The 21,052-nt window shown below is 60.9% G+C and carries 20 protein-coding genes; 1 reads left to right on the top strand and 19 read right to left on the bottom strand.

Annotated elements, in window-relative coordinates:
* Positions 1 to 12: 12 nt before the first annotated feature.
* From BLU39_RS25305 to BLU39_RS25285, 5 genes are all read right to left on the bottom strand, one after another.
* Entirely contained in the window at positions 13 to 1,176 is a 1,164-nt protein-coding gene (locus tag BLU39_RS25305) for an iron-containing alcohol dehydrogenase (protein WP_092718442.1), read from the bottom strand.
* Positions 1,177 to 1,276: 100 nt separating this feature from the next.
* The gene (locus BLU39_RS25300; RefSeq protein ID WP_092718439.1) at positions 1,277 to 1,894 is read right to left on the bottom strand and encodes a TetR/AcrR family transcriptional regulator; all 618 of its coding nucleotides are present in this window, start codon (positions 1,892 to 1,894) and stop codon (positions 1,277 to 1,279) included.
* Positions 1,895 to 1,960: 66 nt separating this feature from the next.
* A complete protein-coding gene (locus BLU39_RS25295) occupies positions 1,961 to 3,370 on the bottom strand; it encodes an HdeD family acid-resistance protein (protein ID WP_092718436.1) in 1,410 nt (469 codons plus the stop codon).
* A 248-nt stretch (positions 3,371 to 3,618) separates the two neighbouring features.
* On the bottom strand, positions 3,619 to 4,869 hold the full coding sequence (locus tag BLU39_RS25290; RefSeq protein ID WP_217635113.1) for a low temperature requirement protein A: 1,251 nt from the start codon (positions 4,867 to 4,869) through the stop codon (positions 3,619 to 3,621).
* A 114-nt stretch (positions 4,870 to 4,983) separates the two neighbouring features.
* Positions 4,984 to 5,841, bottom strand: a complete 858-nt coding sequence (locus tag BLU39_RS25285; RefSeq protein WP_092718431.1) for an oxidoreductase — start codon at positions 5,839 to 5,841, stop codon at positions 4,984 to 4,986.
* Positions 5,842 to 5,954: 113 nt separating this feature from the next.
* Between BLU39_RS25285 and BLU39_RS25280 the strand changes: the two genes are divergently transcribed.
* On the top strand, positions 5,955 to 6,896 hold the full coding sequence (locus BLU39_RS25280) for a LysR family transcriptional regulator (protein ID WP_092718428.1): 942 nt from the start codon (positions 5,955 to 5,957) through the stop codon (positions 6,894 to 6,896).
* Between the two features lie 141 nt (positions 6,897 to 7,037).
* Here the strand turns inward: BLU39_RS25280 and BLU39_RS25275 are convergent, their stop codons facing one another.
* The 14 genes from BLU39_RS25275 to BLU39_RS25210 all read right to left on the bottom strand — a co-directional run bounded on the left by BLU39_RS25275 (position 7,038) and on the right by BLU39_RS25210 (position 20,967).
* Positions 7,038 to 7,817, bottom strand: coding sequence for an enoyl-CoA hydratase (locus tag BLU39_RS25275; protein ID WP_092718426.1), 780 nt, complete (start codon positions 7,815 to 7,817; stop codon positions 7,038 to 7,040).
* 72 nt (positions 7,818 to 7,889) lie between these two features.
* A complete protein-coding gene (locus BLU39_RS25270) occupies positions 7,890 to 9,086 on the bottom strand; it encodes an acetyl-CoA C-acyltransferase (protein WP_034753391.1) in 1,197 nt (398 codons plus the stop codon).
* Between the two features lie 60 nt (positions 9,087 to 9,146).
* Entirely contained in the window at positions 9,147 to 9,644 is a 498-nt protein-coding gene (locus BLU39_RS25265) for a PaaI family thioesterase (protein ID WP_235211783.1), read from the bottom strand.
* Between the two features lie 11 nt (positions 9,645 to 9,655).
* Positions 9,656 to 12,055, bottom strand: a complete 2,400-nt coding sequence (locus BLU39_RS25260) for a 3-hydroxyacyl-CoA dehydrogenase/enoyl-CoA hydratase family protein (RefSeq protein WP_092718423.1) — start codon at positions 12,053 to 12,055, stop codon at positions 9,656 to 9,658.
* Between the two features lie 14 nt (positions 12,056 to 12,069).
* Complete coding sequence (locus BLU39_RS25255) at positions 12,070 to 13,860, bottom strand: acyl-CoA dehydrogenase C-terminal domain-containing protein (RefSeq protein WP_034753387.1); 1,791 nt, start codon at positions 13,858 to 13,860, stop codon at positions 12,070 to 12,072.
* A gap of 78 nt (positions 13,861 to 13,938) precedes the next feature.
* Positions 13,939 to 14,541 carry a TetR/AcrR family transcriptional regulator gene (locus tag BLU39_RS25250; protein ID WP_046682135.1) on the bottom strand — a complete coding sequence of 201 codons (603 nt, stop codon included), beginning with the start codon at positions 14,539 to 14,541 and terminating at the stop codon, positions 13,939 to 13,941.
* A gap of 247 nt (positions 14,542 to 14,788) precedes the next feature.
* Positions 14,789 to 15,178, bottom strand: coding sequence for an RNA-binding S4 domain-containing protein (locus BLU39_RS25245; protein WP_070305356.1), 390 nt, complete (start codon positions 15,176 to 15,178; stop codon positions 14,789 to 14,791).
* Complete coding sequence (gene clsB, locus BLU39_RS25240; protein ID WP_092718420.1) at positions 15,175 to 16,338, bottom strand: cardiolipin synthase ClsB; 1,164 nt, start codon at positions 16,336 to 16,338, stop codon at positions 15,175 to 15,177. The genes BLU39_RS25245 and clsB overlap by 4 nt, the downstream gene beginning before the upstream one ends.
* 9 nt (positions 16,339 to 16,347) lie before the next feature.
* The gene (locus BLU39_RS25235) at positions 16,348 to 17,169 is read right to left on the bottom strand and encodes an endonuclease/exonuclease/phosphatase family protein (protein ID WP_092718418.1); all 822 of its coding nucleotides are present in this window, start codon (positions 17,167 to 17,169) and stop codon (positions 16,348 to 16,350) included.
* An 85-nt stretch (positions 17,170 to 17,254) separates the two neighbouring features.
* On the bottom strand, positions 17,255 to 17,548 hold the full coding sequence (locus BLU39_RS25230; RefSeq protein ID WP_046682130.1) for a hypothetical protein: 294 nt from the start codon (positions 17,546 to 17,548) through the stop codon (positions 17,255 to 17,257).
* Positions 17,549 to 17,561: 13 nt separating this feature from the next.
* Positions 17,562 to 18,026 carry a dihydroneopterin triphosphate diphosphatase gene (nudB, locus tag BLU39_RS25225; RefSeq protein WP_092718417.1) on the bottom strand — a complete coding sequence of 155 codons (465 nt, stop codon included), beginning with the start codon at positions 18,024 to 18,026 and terminating at the stop codon, positions 17,562 to 17,564.
* Positions 18,027 to 18,111: 85 nt separating this feature from the next.
* A complete protein-coding gene (gene aspS, locus BLU39_RS25220) occupies positions 18,112 to 19,908 on the bottom strand; it encodes an aspartate--tRNA ligase (RefSeq protein WP_035824170.1) in 1,797 nt (598 codons plus the stop codon).
* A 69-nt stretch (positions 19,909 to 19,977) separates the two neighbouring features.
* Positions 19,978 to 20,619 (bottom strand): DUF502 domain-containing protein, encoded by a 642-nt coding sequence (locus tag BLU39_RS25215; RefSeq protein ID WP_034753372.1) that lies wholly within the window; start codon positions 20,617 to 20,619, stop codon positions 19,978 to 19,980.
* A gap of 39 nt (positions 20,620 to 20,658) precedes the next feature.
* Positions 20,659 to 20,967, bottom strand: coding sequence for an FmdB family zinc ribbon protein (locus BLU39_RS25210; protein ID WP_092718415.1), 309 nt, complete (start codon positions 20,965 to 20,967; stop codon positions 20,659 to 20,661).
* Between the last annotated feature and the right edge of the window lie 85 nt (positions 20,968 to 21,052).

Raw genomic sequence — 21,052 nt, 5'->3', positions numbered from 1 at the left:
TTTATGTCAGGGTTACAGTGCTGCTTCGAGGATACGGCGGCTGCGCGCGAGGTCGATATCGCGGTGTTCGCCGAGTGAGGTCATGCCATGTGCTTCCAGCTGCTTCAGTACCGCTTCCACCGCTTCCTGGCCCAGCTGATAGGCCGACAAACGGGTCGGGATGCCCAGGCCTTCAAAGAAGGTGCGCGTGCGGGCGATGGCGGCATCGATGCGCTCGTCGTCGCCGCCTTCCGTGATGTTCCAGACACGTTCGCCATACTGTAGCAATTTGCCGCGTTTCTGCTCGCGCTGTACGTCCAGCAGGGCCGGCAACACCAGGGCCAGGGTGCGCGCATGGTCGATGTCGTACAGGGCCGTCAATTCGTGGCCGATCATGTGGGTGGCCCAGTCCTGCGGCACGCCGGCGCCGATCAGGCCATTCAGGGCCAGGGTGGCCGTCCACATCAGGTTGGCGCGGGTATCGTAATCGTCGGGCGAAGCGACCGCCTGCGGCGCGATCTCGACCAGGGTTTGCAGCAAGCCTTCGGCAAAGCGGTCCTGCACCTTCGCCTGCACCGGATAGGTCAGATACTGCTCCGTCGTGTGGACAAAGGCGTCGACCAGGCCATTGGCCACCTGCGTGGCCGGCAAGGTGAAAGTCTTGCTGGGGTCGAGCACGGAAAACTGCGGATACAGCAGCGGGTTGCGAAAACTCAGCTTGGCATGCGTGGCTTTCTTCGTCACCACGCCGCCGCTGTTCATTTCCGACCCCGTGGCCGGCAAGGTCAGCACCGTGCCGAACGGCAGGGCGCAATGCACATTGGCACCGCCGCGCTCGGCGATTTCCCACGGCTCACCCTCGTACAGGGCGGCAGCGGCGACGAACTTGGTGCCGTCGATCACGGAGCCGCCACCGACGGCCAGCAGGAAGTCCAGCTTTTCATTGCGTACCTGGGCGACGGCGCGCATCAGGGTTTCGTAGCTGGGATTGGGTTCGATGCCGCCAAACTCCTGCACGCTGCGCTGGCCCTGCGCAAGAGTAGCTCGCACCTCGGCCAGGGTACCGGTCTTTTCCGCGCTGGCGCCGCCGTACAAAATCAGCACGCGCGCATCGTGCGGCACCAGGGTGGACAATTTGGCGACGGTATCAGCACCGAACACGATCTTGGTCGGGTTATGGAATTCAAAATTCTTCATACTGCTGCTCCTTTATTATTAGACTGGTCGTCTAGAATGCGGTTCAAAAAACGCGGACGTGGTGCGCCCGCTTGTTTGCTTTGTTTGTTTGGTTTTCTGCCTATGTGTCGCTGTCCGGCGGCAGCTGCAACATCGCCAGGGTCGCACGCCAGGCCGTCTGCAAGGCGCTGGCGTCGCGCCGCAGCTTGGTCAGCATGGCCGCACCCAGCCACAGCTGGTACAAGGTGGCGGCCATCTGCGCCGGATCGGCCACCGATGGCAGGGTATCGTCCACCCTGCCCCGCGCGATGGCCAGGGCCAGCCTGGCGATGATGCGGTGGGTGCCGTCGAGCAGCGCCACGCGCATCGGTTCCGACATGTCCGCCACTTCGCTGCTGAGCTTGACCACCAGGCAGCGGCAATCGCAAGCGCTGCCATCGAGGCTCTCGCTGGTCCAGCTGGCCCAGCTGGACCAATACGCCATCAGCGACTGCGCCGCGTTCTTGCCAGGCTGGCCCAGCACGCCTTCCATTTCGGCCAGGTAGCCGGTGACGTAATCTTCCAGCATTGCCTCGCCAAACAACTCCTTGGACTTGAAGTAATGGTAGAACGAACCCTTGGGCACGTCGGCGGCCGACAAAATCTCGTTCAGCCCCACGCCGGCAAAGCCCTTGCGCGTGATGATGGCCTTGCCCTGGTCGATAATGTGCTGGCGCACGTCGGTGTATTCAGCTTTCATGCGAGGCATTGTAGCACAATTAGACCAGTCGTCTAGGGCCATCTATTTCAATGCAGCGGCGGCGAACTACGCGCGCTTGTCACGCATGGCGCCTTCCTCGGGCTGCTCGAGAAGATCCGTGGCGCCATGGTCCTGGGCGCGCCATTCGCGGCGCAATTGCGCCATCCGGCTGAAGGCGGTCCTCGCCAATTTCCACCAGGCGAACGGACGCGGGTCGGCCAGCATGCTGAGCGCTCGGGAATAATCGAGCGTCAGCCCGGGCGTCCACGCCATCGTCACCGCACGCTTGCGGATCTGGGCGGCGACCCACAGTTCCGGCGTCGCCAGGATGCGAAAAAACACTCTCCAGCCGGCGCGCTCCCCGTACAGACGGCCAACGGCGCCATCGATAGCCGCTTCCAGGGCCCGGGCGACCGTACTGGAACAATTACGATGCGTGAGATTGTAAGTCGCGTCCTTGCGATACTGCCGCCAGAAAGACTGCAGCTGGCGCGGGTCGTAATTCCGGATACGGACCTGAACGGTGGACGGGCACCATGTCTTCGATTCAGTCGCGTAATCGGGCTGGAATACGCCCGGCACGTCATTCTCGCGGGTGGCGCGCAGCAGGCGCCCGAAATCGTCGGGCGAACGGTCGATCTCCACACTCGGATACAGGCTGATATAAATACCCTCCGGCGACTCCAATGCCGCATGCCCGGTGGAGATCACGCCGTTGACATCGACCGCGGCGATATAGCGGTCGACGATCGGATAATTTTGCGTCGGCGACTTGGCTGAACCGGAAGGCGTCCAGACATGCACCGTCAGCGCCTGTTCATGGTCCGCGGGAGGGCCTTCCCACTCCACTTGCGTGAATGCGGAAGCACGGTGCTCATCCGGCTGAACGTCGGGCTGCAGCGATTCCGACAGGGCCGGATTGCCGTTCATGCGGCGAACACGGGCGGCCAGGGCGATCAAGTTGGCGCCGCCAAACATCAAAAACAAGCCCAGGCAATACGGCAGTGTGCCGACATAATGCGTCGGGTAGGGCTGATAAAAGAAAATTGCCAGCGCAATCTCGGCCACGCCCCAGGAGAAGGCCACGCGCCAGCGGCGATAGCGGACCATGTAGGCCGAAATGCACTGTATCAGGCCATCGGCGAGAAACAGCGTCCCAAAAATCATCGATAACAGGAAATTGCCATGGTGGTGACCGGCGAAAATCAGCATCGCCGCCAGCACCACGGCGCAGCCTTTCACGTATCGCAGGATGCGCTGGCCGCCGACACCGGTCCATGCCACCGCCAGTGTTGCCAGGCCTTCGGCCAGGAACAGATAAGCAAAGAAATTGATCGGGAAGTACAGCGCGTTATCGAGTGCGTCGATAAATATGACCAGGCCTGCGAGCAGCCAGATCAATCCGATCAACAGGATACTGCGCCAGCGCTTGCGTAGATATTCGACGCCCAATAACAGCAACACCAATCGAATCATGAGTGCTCCTCCTGTTTTAACTGCAGCAGCAATACTCGAACAATACGCATTGACCGGCCGTCATGGCTGTGAAAGCGTATGGCCACGGACTATCCCGTCATTTGAGAATGACAATTGTCATAATCAATGAATGAATGAGCGTAAAAATGAAATTCTTCAGAAAAGTATCATAAAAGATAAAAATGTCAGGTTTGCTTGCCGGCAGCCGTATCAACAGCCTGCAATCGCTTCACCCACTGCGTCGCGCATTAGCGGCGCGTGAGCATTTCGTCCTGGTGACGATGTCCCAGTACCTCATAGCCGACGACGGTGATGACCGGTGCAAAGAGCAGAATACCGAGACATTCAACGATATTCGCGCCAAAGGTCGCCGCCATGACCGCCGTCGCGATGACGGCAGCTGTTGCAAGCAAAAGCCACATATGCAGTTGGTCGTAGCGGCGCACAAGAAAATAGTGGAGCGCATAAATCAAGGCGAGGAAAAGGGCCACGGGAATCGCAGTGGCGAGCAGGGCCGGGAGTGTGCCGATATGGGCCTTGTTTTCAATCAGGTTCGCCGCGACGTCAAGGCCAGCCCCCGTTGCCACAATAGATGCAATGATCAGTATCTGCCCATAGCTCCAGATGAAAGCGCGCGAGCGATGCACGTGCAGCACATTCGCCGACGGCAGAATGGAGTACACCCACCACATGCCAAAGGTCAGTCCGACGCCTGCAATACAGGCGAGCGCCGTTTCCGGCGTCCAGCCCTGGTGCTCTATTTCGGCGGACAAGGTCGCGACCGTCCCGACCAGTCCTTCACCCAAGGCAAGGATGGCGAACAGGCTGTAACGTTCGGCAATGTGCTCCGCGTGCCAGGGCGTACCGCCATCCTTGCGCTCCGCCAGCACGGGGCCGGCGAACTCGATGAGAAACCAGAGGACAACGAGGACAATGGTCACGCCCATCGAGAAAGGGAAAAGAATAATCGCTATCCAGCCTATCTGTGCCATCGCAATGGCAGCGGCATAGGTGAGGCACGCGCGGCGCCGTGCAAAGTCTTGCCTCGCTGCCCGCAACCATTGACATATCATCGCCGCGCGCATGATCACGTAGCCAAGTACCATCACCGAGTTATCGAGCTGCTGGCCCTGTTCGAGCGAGGAGAACAGGCGCGGCAAACCGACCGCCAGCACCAGCACACCCGTCATCTGTACCATCGTCGTGATGCGAAAAATCCAGTCGTCAGTGTCGTAGGCCGATGCAAACCACGTGAAATTGAACCAGGCCCAGCAGATACACAGGCTCGAAAAGCCAAATCCGATGAGCGCGCTGGCGTAATGGCCTGCCGCGATTGCGTGTGCGAACTGTGCAGCGGCAAACGCAAAGCATGTAACGAAAGTCAGGTCGAATAACAATTCCAGGGACGATGCGACACGGTGCAGCTCGTGCGGATCGCGTCCTGACATCCGCCGTATGTGATGGTGCAGAACTTTGCCAACAGAATCAGGTGCGCTCATGCTTTATTCCTTGCCAGCGAACGATATCAATCATGGTTTCAAGCATCGGGGGTGATGCAGCTGCGAATCGCTTATATGGGTGAATTCAGGCATGCCCCCCCCGCTCGGGCTCTGTCAGGCGGGAAAATCCGTCGATGCGGAGAGGTCGCGCCACGCCTCCATTTCCTGTGCCACAAAGGCGTTTTTTGCGGCAATCGCAGCCAGCGTGTCGGTGCCCATGGGAAGACGCAGTGGCGGATTGGGCGCGTCTACGACGCGGAGCATCGCGGCCGCCAATTTTTGGGGATCACCGGGCTGATTGTGGTTCAGCGCTAACGCTTGTCTGCGCACGGCGCCCGAAGTCGCCGCGTAATCGCCAATTTCATCGGGCGCTACGAGCAGCGACGAGGCATCGAGGAAGTCGGTGCGGAAATAACCTGGTTCAACGACGGTGGCGTGAATGCCCAGTGGCTTGAGTTCGGTATGCATGGCTTCCGTGATGCCTTCGACGGCAAATTTTGTCGATGAATACACCCCGAAACCTGCCGCGGCCTGATAGCCGCCGATCGATGAAATATTGATCACGTGACCGGAACGCTGCGCCCGCATTGTGGGCAGCACGGCGCGCGTCACGTTCAGCAAGCCGAAGACATTCGTGTCAAACATCCGTCTCACATCCGTGTCGCCAGACTCTTCCACGGCAGCCAGCAGACCGAAGCCCGCATTATTGACGAGCACGTCAATACGCCCAAAGTGTTCCAGCGCAACGCGCACGCCCAGCCTGATTTGCTCCTCATTCGTCACGTCGAGGGCAATCGGCAGCAACGCGGCGCACGTGCCGAGCCGCTCGACGACCGCTGCCGCGTTACGCCCGGTTGCGACCACCGCATTGCCGTCCGCCAGTGCCGCCTCTGCAATCAATGCGCCGATGCCCCTGGATGCACCGGTGATCAACCAGACGCGCTTGAATTCGTGCTGTTGAACGTTGCTCATCATTCTGCTCCCGAGGTGCTTAAAGGGCGAATGATAGAAGCAAAAATTGGCATGAACTAGTGGTCAAATGCTAGAATGATAATCAACTAAAACTTGCTAATCATCATTGTTCCATGAACGATATCCGCGCCATTACCGTCTTCGTCCGCACGGCAACGCTGGGCAGTTTGCGGCGCGCGGCCATCGACCAGGGCATCTCGCCGCAGGCGGCCAGCCAATCGGTGATCCAGCTGGAAAAATCACTTGGCGTGCGCCTGTTCCACCGGACCACGCGCAAGCTGAGTTTGACGGAAGAAGGCCAGCGCCTGTTCGACAGCGTGAAACCGGCACTGGCCATACTGTCGTCGTCTCTGGACGAAGCGCGCCGGTCCAAGGAAGAAGTAAACGGGATATTGCGCATCAACGCTCCCCAGTCGCTGGGGCTGTCCGTGCTTTGGCAATTTTTCGAATTATTCCACCAGTCCCATCCCAAAGTGCAGCTCGACATCGAGCTCGATGACCAGTTCACCGACCTGGTGAGCGGACGCGCCGATGTCGGTTTCAGGGGTGGGCCGCCGCCCTCGGGAGGGTCGATTGCGCGGCGGCTCGTGCCCATTCAGTTGATCGTTTGTGCTTCGCCGGACTACATCGAGCGCCACGGCGCTCCTCAAACGATAGACGAACTGAGCCAGCACAGCTGCACTGGCTATCGGTGGGCAAATACGGGCAAGGTCGCCCAATGGCAGTTCCAGATCGGCGACGAGATTGTGCATCGGGACATACCGGCCGTCATTTGCGTGAATGACACCGCGATGGAGACACGGGCGGTGTTGTCGGGTCTTGGCATCGGACAGCTAGGGAGTTTCGAGGCCATGCCGCATATCCGTAGCGGCCGGCTCGTGCCCTTGCTCATGCAGCATGTCAGCCAGTGCGGCGCCATCTATATCTACTATGGGCACCGGGCGGAACAGTCTCTGCGGGTGAGGACTTTTATTGACTTCATGATCGAGAAACTCGCTGACAACCGCGCATTCTTCCTCGATAGCTCGGAATTGGCCGCTTCCATCCCTCGCTGAAGGCACATCCTCCTACGCAGGCCGGGGGCTGAGAAAAAATCCATTCAATGCGTTGCGGCGGCACCGGCCACCGCACTCTCATCGCCGATCGTCATGTCCAAATCAGATGGCGCTGGGCCCGACGAGATGTCAGGCCCCGCCTTATGCAAACTTCTTGAAATCCGGCTTCCTCTTTTCAAAGAAGGCCGTAAACGCTTCCTTCGCTTCGGCGCCGCCCAGCATGGCGCTGAACAGTTTGTTTTCCTCGGCGATGGCCGCCTTCATCGGCTCCATGCGGCTTTGCTTCATCAATCGCTTGGTGGCGCGGATGGAGGCGGCCGGCAGGGCCACCAGCTTGGCGGCCTGGCCTTGCGCGTACGTCATCAAGTCGTACAGGGGCACGACTTTCGACACCAGGCCCATCTCCAAAGCTTCGCTGGCGGGGAACGCCTCGCCCAGCATCAGTTTTTCCGCCGCGCGCGGATAGCCGGCCAGTTGCGTAAGCAGCAGGCTGGAGCCGAATTCCGGGCACAGGCCCAGCTGCGTGAACGGCATCGAGAAGCTGGCGTTGTCTGCGGCGTAGACGAGGTCGCAGTGCATCAGCAAGGTCGTGCCGATGCCGATGGCCGGGCCGGAAACGGCCGCCACCACGGGCTTGCTGCTGCCGTACAGGGCGCGCATGAACTGGAACACGGGACGGTCATGGTCGAGCGAGCCGTCCTTCGGGCGCGCCGTCTTCATGAAGTCATCGAGGTCGTTGCCGGCCGTGAAAATCTCGCGCTTGCCGCAGATCAGGATGGCGCGCACCGCATCGTCCGTCTCGGCCGCCACCAGCGCATCGGCCAGGGTCTGGTACATGGCGCCCGTGATCGCATTCTTGCGTTCCAGGCGGTTGAATTCCAGGGTCAGAATGCCCTCGCTCTTGCAGCATAAAATATCCATGTCGTCTCCAAAAAGATAAAGGGCGCCGGGTAATCCCGCAGCGCCCTGTTTTATTGCTTTAGTCCCTCGAACTTAAACGCGTTCAAAGATTCCGGCTGCGCCCATGCCGGCACCCACGCACATCGTGACCATGCCGTACTTCTGCTTGGTGCGCTGCAGTGCGTGGATCACGGTAGCGGCGCGGATGGCGCCGGTCGCGCCCAGCGGGTGGCCCAGGGCGATCGCGCCGCCCATCGGGTTGACCTTCGATGGGTCCAGGCCCAGGTCGCCGATGACGGCCAGGGCTTGCGCGGCAAACGCTTCGTTCAGCTCGATCCAGTCCAGCTGGTCTTGCGTGATGCCGGCGGCGGCGCACGCTGCAGGAATGGCGAATTTAGGGCCGATGCCCATGATTTCCGGCGGCACGCCGCGCACGGCGAACGAGGAGAATTTCGCCAGCGGAGTCAGGTTGTGCTCGCGCAGGATTTTTTCGCTGACGATCAAGAGCGCGCCGGCGCCGTCGGACATCTGCGAGCTGTTGGCGGCCGTGACGGAACCCTTGGCGGCGAAGACGGGCTTCAGCTTGGCCAGCGATTCCATCGACGAATCGGCGCGTGCGCCTTCGTCCGTGTCGACGGTGCGGCGCGTTACATCGACTTGGCCGGTCGCCAGGTTCGGCGTGCGCGTGATGATTTCCACTGGCGTCGTTTCCGCCTTGAAGAAACCGGCTTGCTGCGCGGCGATGGCGCGACGGTGCGATTCAACGGAGAACGCGTCCTGCTGTTCGCGCGACACTTTCCATTGCTGCGCCACTTTCTCGGCCGTCAGGCCCATGCCGTAAGCCATGCCGATGTTCTCGTCGCTGAACATGTCCAGGTTCATCGATGGGTGGTGGCCCATCATCGGCACCATCGACATCGATTCGATGCCGCCCGCGATCATGACGTCGGCTTCGCCCACGCGGATGCGGTCGGCGGCCATGGCGATGGCCGTGATGCCCGAAGCGCAGTAACGGTTGACGGTGACGCCGCCCACGGTTTTCGGCAAGCCGGCCAGCAGCACCGAGTTACGCGCGATGTTGAAGCCCTGCTCCGCTTCCGGGAACGAGCAGCCGATGATGGCGTCGGTGATCAGCGCCGGGTCGAGGCCAGGCGCTTGCGCCAGGGCCGATTGCAGCACGCGTACCAGCAGGTCGTCCGGGCGGGTGTTCTTGAACATGCCGCGCGGCGCCTTGCCGATCGGGGTGCGGGTTGCAGAGACGATGTAAGCGTCTTGAAGTTGTTTGCTCATTTTGTTCTTTCAAAGATGTTGAACGAGGTTCGTGTTCTGTCGAATGTCCGGAATGCTGGCCTATCGCTTCTGCGACAAATACCAGTCCACCGTCACCTGTGCCGCCAGCGTGCCCTCGGAGTCGAAAATGTCGACTTCCACGGGAAACGCCACCTTGCCGTCCTGCGCCAGCTGCGCCTTCAAGGCAGCCAGATCGCCCGGTACCCGGCCTTCGGCGCGTGTCGCGCCCCGGGCCACCTTCTGGTACTGGATGCGCGACTCCTTGGCCACCGGGCGCAAGCCCAGTATCAGCTCGGCGAAGCCGCCAGCCATGGCCGCGCCGGAAGCCGTTTCGGCCAGGGTAAACAAGGCGCCCGCATGCTGCGTGCCCAGGTGATTATTCAGTTTGGGATCTTCCGGCATCGACACCTTCGAGGTGCCGGCGCCGATGTCGTCGATGCTGATCCCCAGCAGCCGCACGAAGGGCAAGGTGTCCATCATCTGTTGTTTGATACGGTCATACACCATGCTTGGCCTCACGCGCAGCAATACTTTAAAAATAATGGACAGGATCGTCATCGACGTCAGGCTTAGTTGCGTACCGGCTTACCGGTTTGCATCATGCCCATGATCCGTTCCTGGGTTTTCGGATGGTTCAACAGCTCCAGGAATGCCTTGCGTTCCATATCCAGCAGCCACTGTTCGCTGACGAAGCTGCCCTGGTCCACGTCGCCGCCCGATACGATCTCGGCGATCATCTCGCCCAGCTTGAAATCGTGCGCCGAAATGAAGCCGCCGTCGCGCATGTTGACCAGCTGCGCCTTGATGGTGCCCCAGCCGTAACGGCCCGTCACCTGGATCAGCGACTGCAGTTGCGGACGGAAGCCGGCATCGAACATGGCGCGCGCTTCGACCTTGGCCACATGCAGCAGCTCGTAGGCGTTGAACACGATGACGTCGTCTTCCTTCAGGTAGCCCATTTTTTTGGCTTCCAGCGCCGATTTCGACACGTTGGCGGTGGCTGCGTTGGTGAAGCCCGTTTTCAGGAATTGCAGGATGTCGTTACCCTTGGCTTCCTTGTAGGCGCGCTGCGCCGCTTCCTTCAAGCCGCCGCCGGCTGGAATCAGGCCCACGCCCACTTCCACCAGGCCGATATACGACTCGATCGAGGCCACGCGCTTCGATGCGTGCAGGGCCAGTTCGCAACCGCCGCCCAGCGCCAGGCCGGCGACCGCGGCGATCACCGGCACGTTCGCGTATTTCAGCGACATGAAGGTGTTCTGCAGTTCGGCGATGATCGGATCGACGGCTTTCACGCCGCCTTGCATGAACGCCGGCAGGGCCGATTGCAGGTCGGCGCCGGCCGAGAACGCGCCGCCTTCGGCTGCGTCCGCGTGCCAGATCACCAGGCCCTTGAAATTCTTCTCGGCTTCGGCCAGGGCCAGTTTCAGGCCATTGATGACGCCTTCGCCAATCACGTGCATCTTGGTCTTGAACGAGATGATCAACACATCGTCGCCCGTATGCCAGACGCGCACGGATTCGTCTTCGAAGACGGTGGTGCCGGCGGTCTTGCCGTCGATGGCGCCGCTGCCCAGGACTGGCGCGCGGAACGGCTGGCGGTCATACACGGACAGGGTAGAGCGTGGCACGAAGCTGTTCGACACGGCGGAGTAGGAACCTTCCGGCGTGTGCACGCCGCCTTTTTCAGCGACCGGGCCTTCGAAGACCCAGGCTGGCAGCGGCGCGTTGCACAGCGCGTGGCCGGCGTCGATGTCTTCCTTGACCCAGTTGGCCACTTGCAGCCAGTTCGATGCCTGCCACGTTTCAAACGGACCGACGTTCCAGCCGAAGCCCCAGCGCATGGCGAAGTCGATGTCGCGCGCATTGTCGGCCACGGTGTCGAGGTGAATGGCGATATAGTGGAAAGCGTCGCGGAAGATCGCCCACAGGAACTGGCCTTGCGGATTCGTCGATTCGCGCAGCGCCTTCATCTTCTTGACCGGATCCTTTTCTTTCAGGATGCGGGCAATGATGTCGGCAGCCTTGGCGCCGCCGGCCACGTATTCACCGGTGGCGAAGTCCAGGCGTTGAATTTCCTTGCCGACCTTCTTGTAGAAGCCTGCGCCGCTCTTCTGGCCCAGCGCGCCTTTTTCCACCAGCTTGGCCAGCACTTCCGGCGTCTTGTAGACGGCGGCGAACGGATCGTTCGGCAGGTAGTCCTGCATGGTCTTGATCACATGGCCCATGGTGTCCAGGCCGACCACGTCCGCCGTGCGGAAGGTGCCCGACTTGGCGCGGCCCAGCTTGGCGCCCGTCAAATCATCGACGACGTCCACGGACAGGCCGAATTTTTCAGCTTCGTGCACGATGGCCAGGATGCCGAACACGCCAACGCGGTTGGCGATGAAGTTCGGCGTATCCTTGGCGCGTACCACGCCCTTGCCCAGGGTGGTGGTCAAAAAGCCTTCCAGCTGGTCGCTGATTTCAGGCTTGGTGAACTCGGTCGGGATGATTTCGACCAGGTGCATATAGCGCGGCGGGTTGAAGAAGTGCACGCCGCAATAGCGCGATTTCAGGTCGGCGTCGAAGCCTTCGGCCAGCTTGGTGATCGACAGGCCCGAGGTGTTCGAGGCGAAGATCGCGTTCGGGCCGATGTGCGGGGCCACCTTCTGATACAGGTCGTGTTTCCAGTCCATGCGCTCGGCGATGGCTTCGATGATCAGGTCGCAACCGGCCAGCAGGTCCAGGTTGTCTTCGTAGTTGGCGACCTGGATCAGCGCGGCATCGTCCTTGTTGCCCAGCGGGGCAGGCGACAGCTTTTTCAGGTTCTCGATGGCGCGCAGCACGATGCCATTCTTTGGACCTTCCTTTGCCGGCAGGTCGAACAGCACGACTGGCACTTTCGCGTTGATGCAATGGGCGGCGATCTGCGCGCCCATCACGCCGGCGCCGAGGACGGCTACTTTTTTAACGATGAAATTGGTCATATTTTCCTCAAGTCTTAGAACAGGTCTGCGTCGAGTGCCATCAGGTTGGCCGAACCGGAACGCGCCTGACGGATCAGGGTTGCCGTTTCAGGCTGCAAGCGGGCGAAGTAGAAACGTGCGGTAGCCAGTTTGGCGGTGTAGAACTTGTCGCCGCTGGATTCTTTTTCGAGGGCGATCTTGGCCATCTGCGCGAACAGGTAGCTGTAGATCATGTGGCCGACGACGCGCAGGTAAGGCACGCATGCCGCGCCCACTTCGTCAGGATTCTGGAAGGCCTTCATGCCGATTTCCATGGTCAGCTTGGTGACTTTGTCGCCCAGGTCGCCCAGTGGGGTGACGAATTCGCTCATCGCTTCATCGGTGCCGTTGTCTTCAACGAAAGCCTTGATCTTTTCGCCGAACTTGCGCAGCTTGGCGCCGTTGTCGCCGAGGATCTTGCGGCCCAGCAGGTCCAGCGACTGGATCGTGTTCGTGCCTTCGTAGATCATGTTGATGCGCGCGTCGCGCACATACTGTTCCATGCCCCATTCCGAGATGTAGCCATGACCGCCGAACACTTGCATCGCGTCCGAGGTGGCGATCCAGGCGTTATCGGTGATGAAGGCCTTGATGACGGGCGTCAGCAGCGCCACTTCGTCGGCCGCTTCCTTGCGCACGTCGGCGTCGGGGTGGTGCAGTTCGCGGTCGATCTGCAGCGCCACGTACGAGGTGAAAGCGCGCGCGCCTTCGGCGTAGGCTTTGCCCGTCAACAGCATGCGGCGCACGTCAGGGTGCACGATGATGCGGTCGGCCGGCAGTTCCGGGTTCTTGATGCCGGACAGCGAACGCATTTGCGTGCGGTCCTTGGCGTAGATCAGCGCGTTCTGGTAGGCGATTTCCGTCAGGCCCAGCGACTGCATGCCCACGCCCAGACGGGCCGCGTTCATGAAGACGAACATGGCGTTCAGGCCCTTGTTCGGCTGGCCGATGATCCAGCCTTTCGCGCCGTCCAGGTTCATCTGGCAGGTCGAATTGCCGTGGATGCCCATTTTTTCTTCGATGGCGCCGCAGGTGATCGGGTTGCGTTCGCCGACCGTGCCGTCCGCGTTCGGCAGGAATTTCGGCACCAGGAACAGCGAGATGCCTTTCGAGCCTTCCGGTGCGTCCGGCACGCGGGCCAGCACCAGGTGCAGGATGTTTTCCGCCATGTCGTGCTCGCCGGCCGAGATGAAGATCTTGTTGCCGGTGATGGTCCAGGAACCGTCCGCCTCAGGCAGCGCTTTCGAGCGCAGCAGGCCCAGGTCGGTGCCGCAGTGCGGTTCGGTCAGGCACATGGTGCCCGTCCATTCGCCCGACACCAGCTTCGGCAGATACACTTCCTTCTGGTGGTCGGTGCCGTGTTCCTTCAGGCACTCGTAGGCGCCGTGCGACAGGCCAGGGTACATGGACCAGGCCTGGTTCGACGAGTTCAGCATTTCATAGAACGAATTGTTCAGCACGACCGGCAAGCCCTGGCCGCCGTATTCCGGATCGCAGGCCAAAGCCGCCCAGCCGCCTTCGACGTACTGCTTGTAGGCTTCCTTGAAGCCTTTCGGCGTGGTCACGCTTTTCGTGACGGGGTCGTGGTGGCAGCCTTCGCGGTCGCCGGAGTGGTTCAGCGGGAACAGTACTTCGGAGGTGAATTTGCCGCCCTCTTCCAGCACCTGGTTGATGATGTCGGCGTCGACGTCGGCGTACGACGGCATTTGCTTCAGTTCTTCTTCCACTTGCAGGAACTCATGCAGGACGAATTGCATATCCCGGATTGGCGCGACGTATTGACCCATAATTTTCTCCTGAAGGCGATTAGCTAAAGTGTTGTACTTGTAAGTGCGTGTGCGTTGTTGCGGATACTGCCTGACGGCTTATTTGCTTGTGACGCAATTCTGGTACGACGCCAGCAGGCGGATAAAGCCCGCTTGCGCCCGTTCGATGCTGCCCGGCACGCGCAGGAAGCGCGCATCGTGATGCAGGGCCAGGATCAGGCCATACATCTCGTACACCAGCTGCTGGGCGTCCGTGTCCGCTTTCAGGTCGCCCGTGGCGATCGATTGCTCGACACTGCGCAGCAGCGCGCCCTGCCACGCCCGCACCATGGCCACCAGGGCCTCGCGGATGGGACCGGGACGGTCGTCATACTCGACGGCGCCGCTGATATAGATGCAGCCGGAAGCGATTTCCACGCTGACCCGCTTGACCCAGCGCGCAAACATCGATTGCAGGCGCTGGATACCGCGTGGTTCTTTCATGCTGGGGAAAAAGACTTCTTGCTCGAAACGATAGTGGTAGAGCTTCAGCACTTCCATCTGCAAGTCTTCGCGCGAGCCAAAGTGGGCAAACACGCCCGACTTGCTCATGTTCATTTTGTCCGCAAGCAGCCCTATGGTCAGGCCTTCCAGGCCGTCGCGGCTGGACAGATCCAGCGCCACGTCGAGGATGGCTGCACGGGTCAGTTCGCCCTTGCGCATGAATTTGACTGAAGTATTCAAAATGTCCGTTCTCAAAGTGATGTTGCCGATTTGGCGGACTGAAGCGAGGGTAAAAAAAAGCACGCTTCGAAAAAATCCGAACGCTCGTACTATTATCCACTACCACGTAAAAGTCAAACGGGAACTTTAGAGCCGGTGTTCTATTGGTGCGGCGCAGCATTTCTTGGCCGCGTGTTTGTAGCGATTTCAGGGGGGCAAAAGCGGCGCGCGCCCCTGCCGCATGGCCTCAGTCGAGGCCGCCTGCCTTGTTCAGTTGACGGCGGTCGCGCTTGGTCGGTCGCCCCTTGATGGTGGTGCCCGGCTCGCGGAACAGCTTGCGTTCCTCGGCCAGCTGCTCGCGGCGGGCGATGCTGGCCGGCGTTTCCCCATACAGCAAGCGCGCCACGGGCGCGGCGCCGCGCTTGTCGGACAGGCCCAGCACGGCCACTTCCCACGTCTCCGCGCCATTGTCGATGGCCAGCTCGTCGCCCACGCGCACGCTGCGCGCCGGTTTCACGCGCTCGCCGCCCACCTTGACCTTACCCGTGTCGACGGCTTCGCTGGCCAGCGAGCGCGTCTTGAAGAAGCGCGCCGCCCACAGCCATTTGTCCAGCCTTACCGTGGTCATCTCATTCATGCGTACTTGCCTACTGAAAAAATGCGCATCACCAGCCGGTACGCGAGGAAGGCGGCTTCGTAGCCGAGGCGGCGGAAACGGCCGATGTGCTTGAAATCGTCCTGGTGGATGACGATGCCGTCGGCCACGCCCTGCTCGATATGCTGGCGCAGGCTTTGCGCGAAGGCCACATCCTTGATCACGACGTTCGCTTCCTGATTCAGGAACAGGCTCAGCGCGTCAATATTGCTGGAACCGACCGTCGCCCAGTCGTCGTCGACGACGGCCACCTTGGCGTGCAGCTGCGTCTTGCGGTATTCGACGATTTTCACGCCGGCGGCCAGCAGTTTCGGATAAAACGAGTGCGCCACGGCGTCTTGCATGCGGAACTCGCCCACGCCGATCAGCAGCACCACGTCGACGCCCCGCTGGGCCGCCTGCGCCAGCGCGCGGCGCAGCTTGTGCCCGGGCGCGAAATACGGGTTGGCCAGCATCACGCTTTTGCGCGCCTGACCCAGCGCCTGCAGGTAGGCGCGCTGGATGGTGCGGCGGTTGCGCAGATTGTCGCGCACGACAAAGCCGGCCACGACGGGGTTCTTCGCCAACTCCTTGCTGACGACGCGCATCTTGCGGTACAGCTTGATACGCCGCACCAGATTCATCTTGCCCAAACGCGCCCACTGCGCCTGCACTTCTTCATGGATGGCATCGACCAGCGGGCCCTTCACCTGCACGGCAAAATCCCAGCGCGGCGCTTCCAGGCTGATGTTGTGGTCGTAATCGCAAAACATGTCGTCGTTGATATTGATGCCGCCCACCAGGGCGATCTCGCCATCAGCCACGCAAATCTTGCGGTGCGTGCGCGTGATGCCGCGCCGGAACCACGGATTGAAGATGCGGTGGTGCACGCCGGCCGCTTCCAGCTCCGCATGCATGGCATTGACCCGGCGGTTGCCCGTGCCGAACCAGTCCGTGATCATGCACACGAGCACGCCGCGCGCGGCGGCACGCTTCAGGGCGTCGAGCACCAGGGTGCCCGTGGCGTCGTCGGCAAAGATATACGTTTCGAAATAGACTTCCGAGCGCGCGCCGTCGATGGCGGCTATCAGCGCGGGAAAGTAATCGGTGCCGCAATACAGCAGCTGGATGTCGTTGTGGGCGATGAAATTGACTGTGCGCATGCCGGCAGTCTACGCGAGTTTCAAAGCAGCAACTATCGGCGCATGGTCCGACAATTTTGCCCACAGGGTGCCATGCATCACTTGCGCGCCTTCCACGTGGAAACCGCGCACATAGATGCGGTCCAGGCGGAACCATGGCAAGGCGGCGGGAAAGGTGCGCGCCGGCACGGGCGTGGGGGTCTTGCTCTGGCGCCGCGCCAGGGTACGCACCAGGTCGCCCAAGGCCGAGTTCGACGCGCGCTGGTCGAATACTTCCACCACGCCCAGCGCATTGCGCAGCTTGTCGCTGAGCGTGTTGCGCCAGTCGTTGAAGTCGCCCGCGATGATGACCGGTTCGCCATTCGGCGCCGATTCCATGACGGCATCGATCAGCGCCTGCGTCTGCCGCCCCCGCCCCGATTCGAACAGACCCAGGTGGACGACATAACAGTGCACGTCGGTCTGCGGCGTCTTGAGCACGCAATGCAGGATGCCGCGCTGTTCATAAGCGTGGTCGGACACGTCGTGGTTGGTTTGCGAGGCGATGGGGAATTTGCTGAGCAAGGCATTGCCATGGTGGCCATGGTCGTACACGGCATTCATGCCATACGCGGAATGGTGCTCGGCGCCGGCAAAGAACTCGTGCTGCGACGCTTCCGGCCAATGCTTGTGGCCGTTGTTCTCGGCGCCATAGCGGGCCGCATTGCGGTCGTGCTTGCCTTGCACTTCCTGCAAAAAGACGACATCGGCATGAAACAGGGCAATCGCCTGTTTTAAAGCATGCACGCGGGGCAAGCCTCGCACGGAGGAGACACCCTTGTGAATATTATAAGTTGCTACGCGGATTTTCATGCATTGATTCTACTCCCAGACGGGCCCCGCGCGGCGCCAGCGTAGGTGCGCGAGCGCACCTAAACGGACACAATCACGAACACAATCAGGCCAGCATGCGTCCCACGCCCGCCGTCACGCTGACGATCAGCGCCGTGATGCCGGCCGCCCAGACGATCTTGACCAGCAACGGTGCGCCGCGCCAGGCCACGGTGCGCTTGCCCTTGGCAAAGGCGCCCGGGTGCAGCAGCCAGCCGATCGCCATCAGCGGCATGCCGATCGGCGGTGTGCGGCCGGGCACGGTGGAGCTGAACAGCAGGAAGATAAAGCACAGGCAAAAAACGATGCCCAGGGTGCCCAGCAGTTTTTGCTGCGCAGTCAAATGTAACCAGTTCAACATGGAATGCTTTCTATCAGGTGGGACGCGCCAGGCCCGTCATGGCCGGCAATTGCAGAATCGCTTCCGCGTTGGACGACGAGAAACAGCGGTCAGCCGCCTCCAAGTAAGGCAGCCACGCGTATTGCAGATGTTCGCGCGGGCTCAGGGTGATGACGATGTCGCGCGGCACTTGCACGCTGAACACGTGTTCCGTGTTGCGCGTCACCCCGGGCGCATAGCGGTGGCGCCAGATCGGGTAGATCTCGTACACGTTCGACAAGTTCCAGTCGCGCAGCACGATGTCGCGTCCATCGGCAACGATGCCGGTTTCCTCGCACAATTCGCGCGCGGCCGTCTGCAGCAGCGGTTCTTCGACGGCATCGACGGAACCCGTCACCGATTGCCAGAAACCGGGCTGGCCCGCGCGTTCGATCAGCAAGACGTCAAGGTCAGCCGTATGAATGACGACCAGCACGGAAACAGGGATTTTATGAGTCATATCAACAATGAAAAAGGCGCCACGACAGCGCCTTTTTTTTGCATAGTGGATCAAACAGCGGCCGCCGGGGCAGCCGCATGCTTCATTACACTACTTTTGGCTCGGCGCTGCGCAAACGGATGTGCAGTTCACGCAATTGCTTCTCGTCCACTTCCGACGGCGCATGGGTCAGCAAGTCTTGCGCACGCTGGGTTTTCGGGAAGGCGATCACGTCGCGGATCGATTCGGAACCCGTCATCATGGTCACGATACGGTCCAGGCCGAATGCCAGGCCGCCATGCGGTGGCGCGCCGTATTGCAGGGCGTCGAGCAGGAAGCCGAACTTCAGCTGCGCTTCTTCGGCGTCGATCTTCAGCGCGCGGAACACTTTCGACTGCACTTCTTCGCGGTGGATACGGATCGAACCGCCACCCAGTTCCCAGCCGTTCAAGACCATGTCGTAGGCCTTGGCGATGCAGGCGCCCGGATCGCTTTCCAGCATGTCTTCATGGCCGTCTTTCGGCGCCGTGAATGGATGGTGGGTTGCCGTCCAGCGGTCCGCTTCTTCGTCGTGCTCGAACATCGGGAAGTCGACCACCCACAATGGCTTCCACACGTCTTCGAACAGGCCGGCTTTCTTGCCGAATTCGCTGTGACCGATTTTCACGCGCAGCGCGCCGATGGCGTCGTTGACGACCTTGGCCTTGTCCGCGCCGAAGAAGATCAGGTCGCCGTCTTGCGCGCCCGTCTGCTCGAGGATCGTGGCCAGCACGTCGGCAGGCAGGAACTTGACGATCGGCGACTGCAAGCCTTCAGGACCCTTGGCTTTCTCGTTGACCTTGATGTAAGCGAGGCCCTTGGCGCCGTAGATGGCGACGAACTGGGTGTAGGCGTCGATTTCCGAACGGGGCATGCTGCCGCCTTGCGGTACGCGCAGGGCAACCACGCGGCCGCCTTTCATGTTGGCGGCGCCGTTGAAGACCTTGAATTCGACCGACTTCATGACTTCGGTCAAATCCGTGAAGGCCAGCTTGACGCGCATGTCCGGCTTGTCGGAACCGTACAAGCCCATCGCTTCGGCGAAATCCATCACCGGGAACGGGTTCGGCAGGTCGATGTCCAGGGTGTTCTTGAAGACGACGCGTATCATGTCTTCGAACAGGTCGCGGATTTCCTGTTCCGTCAGGAACGAGGTTTCGCAGTCGATCTGCGTGAATTCAGGCTGGCGGTCGGCGCGCAAGTCTTCGTCGCGGAAGCACTTGGTGATCTGGTAGTAACGGTCGAAGTTGGCGACCATCAACAGTTGCTTGAACAACTGTGGCGATTGCGGCAAGGCGAAGAAGCTGCCCGCGTTGACACGCGACGGCACCAGGTAATCGCGCGCGCCTTCTGGCGTGGACTTGGTCAGCATCGGCGTTTCGATGTCGATGAAGCCCAGCGCGTCGAGGTACTTGCGCACTTCCATCGTCACCTTGTAGCGCAGGCGCAGGTTGTTCTGCATTTGCGGGCGGCGCAGGTCCAGCACGCGGTGCGTCAGGCGCGTCGTTTCCGACAGGTTGTCGTCGTCCAGCTGGAACGGCACGGGCACGGAAGGGTTCAGCACTTCCAGCTCCGAGCAGACCACTTCGATCTTGCCGGACTTCAGGTTGTTGTTGATCGTGCCTTCGATACGGTTGGTCACGACACCCGTCACGCGCAGGCAGAATTCATTGCGCACGGCTTCGGCGACCTTGAACATTTCCGCTTGTTCCGGGTTGCAGACGATTTGCACCAGGCCTTCACGGTCGCGCAAGTCGATGAAAATCAGGCTGCCGTGGTCGCGGCGGCGATGTACCCAGCCGCACAGGCTGACGGTTTGTCCCAGCATGGCTTCGGTAACGAGGCCGCAGTATTCAGTACGCATAGACATAAAATTCTCAGTTCAGGTTAGTGAGTGTTCAATCCGGCCACGTCCCACGTGGGACGCCTGCCTTTATTCTTTGGCTGCCGGGGCCGGTACAGCAACAACTTCCGCAGGCGCCACCACGCCCATCGAGACGATATATTTGAGCGCCGCATCGACGCTCATGTCGAGTTCGACAACGTCGCTGCGCTTCATCATCAGGAAAAAGCCCGATGTCGGGTTCGGCGTCGTCGGCACGTACACGCTGACAAAGTCGCCCACCAGGTGGTTCGCCGCATCGCCGCCCGGCACGCCCGTCAGGAAAGCGATGGTCCAGGAGTTCTGGTGCGGATACGGCACCAGCACGGCCTTGCGGAAGGCATTGCCCGACGGGGAAAACAGGGTATCGGACACTTGCTTGACGCTCGAATACAGGGAATTGACGATGGGTATGCGTTGCAGCAATTTTTCCCACAGTTTCACCACGTAATTGCCGACCAGGTTATTCGTCAGCAAGCCCGTGAAGAACACGATCAGCACCGTCAATACCGTGCCCAGGCCGGGAATGGTGCTCAGCGCGGGAACCTTGTGGCCGAACCAGACGCTGGGCTGCGTACTGCCGGGCACCAGCAGCAGCGACTGGTCCATCGTGCTGATGACCAAATTCAGGACCCAGGCCGTAATGGCCAGAGGCACCAAAATCAGTAATCCGGTAATAAAATATTTACGCATCAGTTTCTCGGTAAGGGATCGTATCGGCGCGGCGTGCGCTCAGTCCGCTTTTGGCGCAGCGGCAGCCGGGGCGGGTGCCGGGGCGGCGGCAGGCGCGCTGTCGGCGGCCGGGGCGGGTTTGGCATTATCGGCCGGGCCCGTCGGAATGGCCGTGGTGGGCGCCGTGCCGCCGCGGAAATCAGTCGCGTACCAGCCGGTGCCTTTCAATTGGAAACCGGCGGCCGTCAATTGTTTCTTGAAACTGGGCTTGCCGCACGACAGGCACACCGTCAGTACTGGATCGGAGATCTTTTGCAAGACATCCTTGGCAAAACCACACTCGTCACAACGGTAAGCGTAAATCGGCATCTCTACTCCGAGAAAATCATCAAAAACCCTGAATTATAAAGCTTTTCCGCCATTCCCAGCGGAAAATGCCCCGCCGCTTTCCTTG

It is taken from the genome of Janthinobacterium sp. OK676 (genome assembly GCF_900103595.1).
Lineage (GTDB): Bacteria > Pseudomonadota > Gammaproteobacteria > Burkholderiales > Burkholderiaceae_D > Janthinobacterium.
The sequence above is the reverse complement of the archived record's forward strand: the minus strand, read 5'-3'. Positions and strand labels throughout refer to the sequence as shown.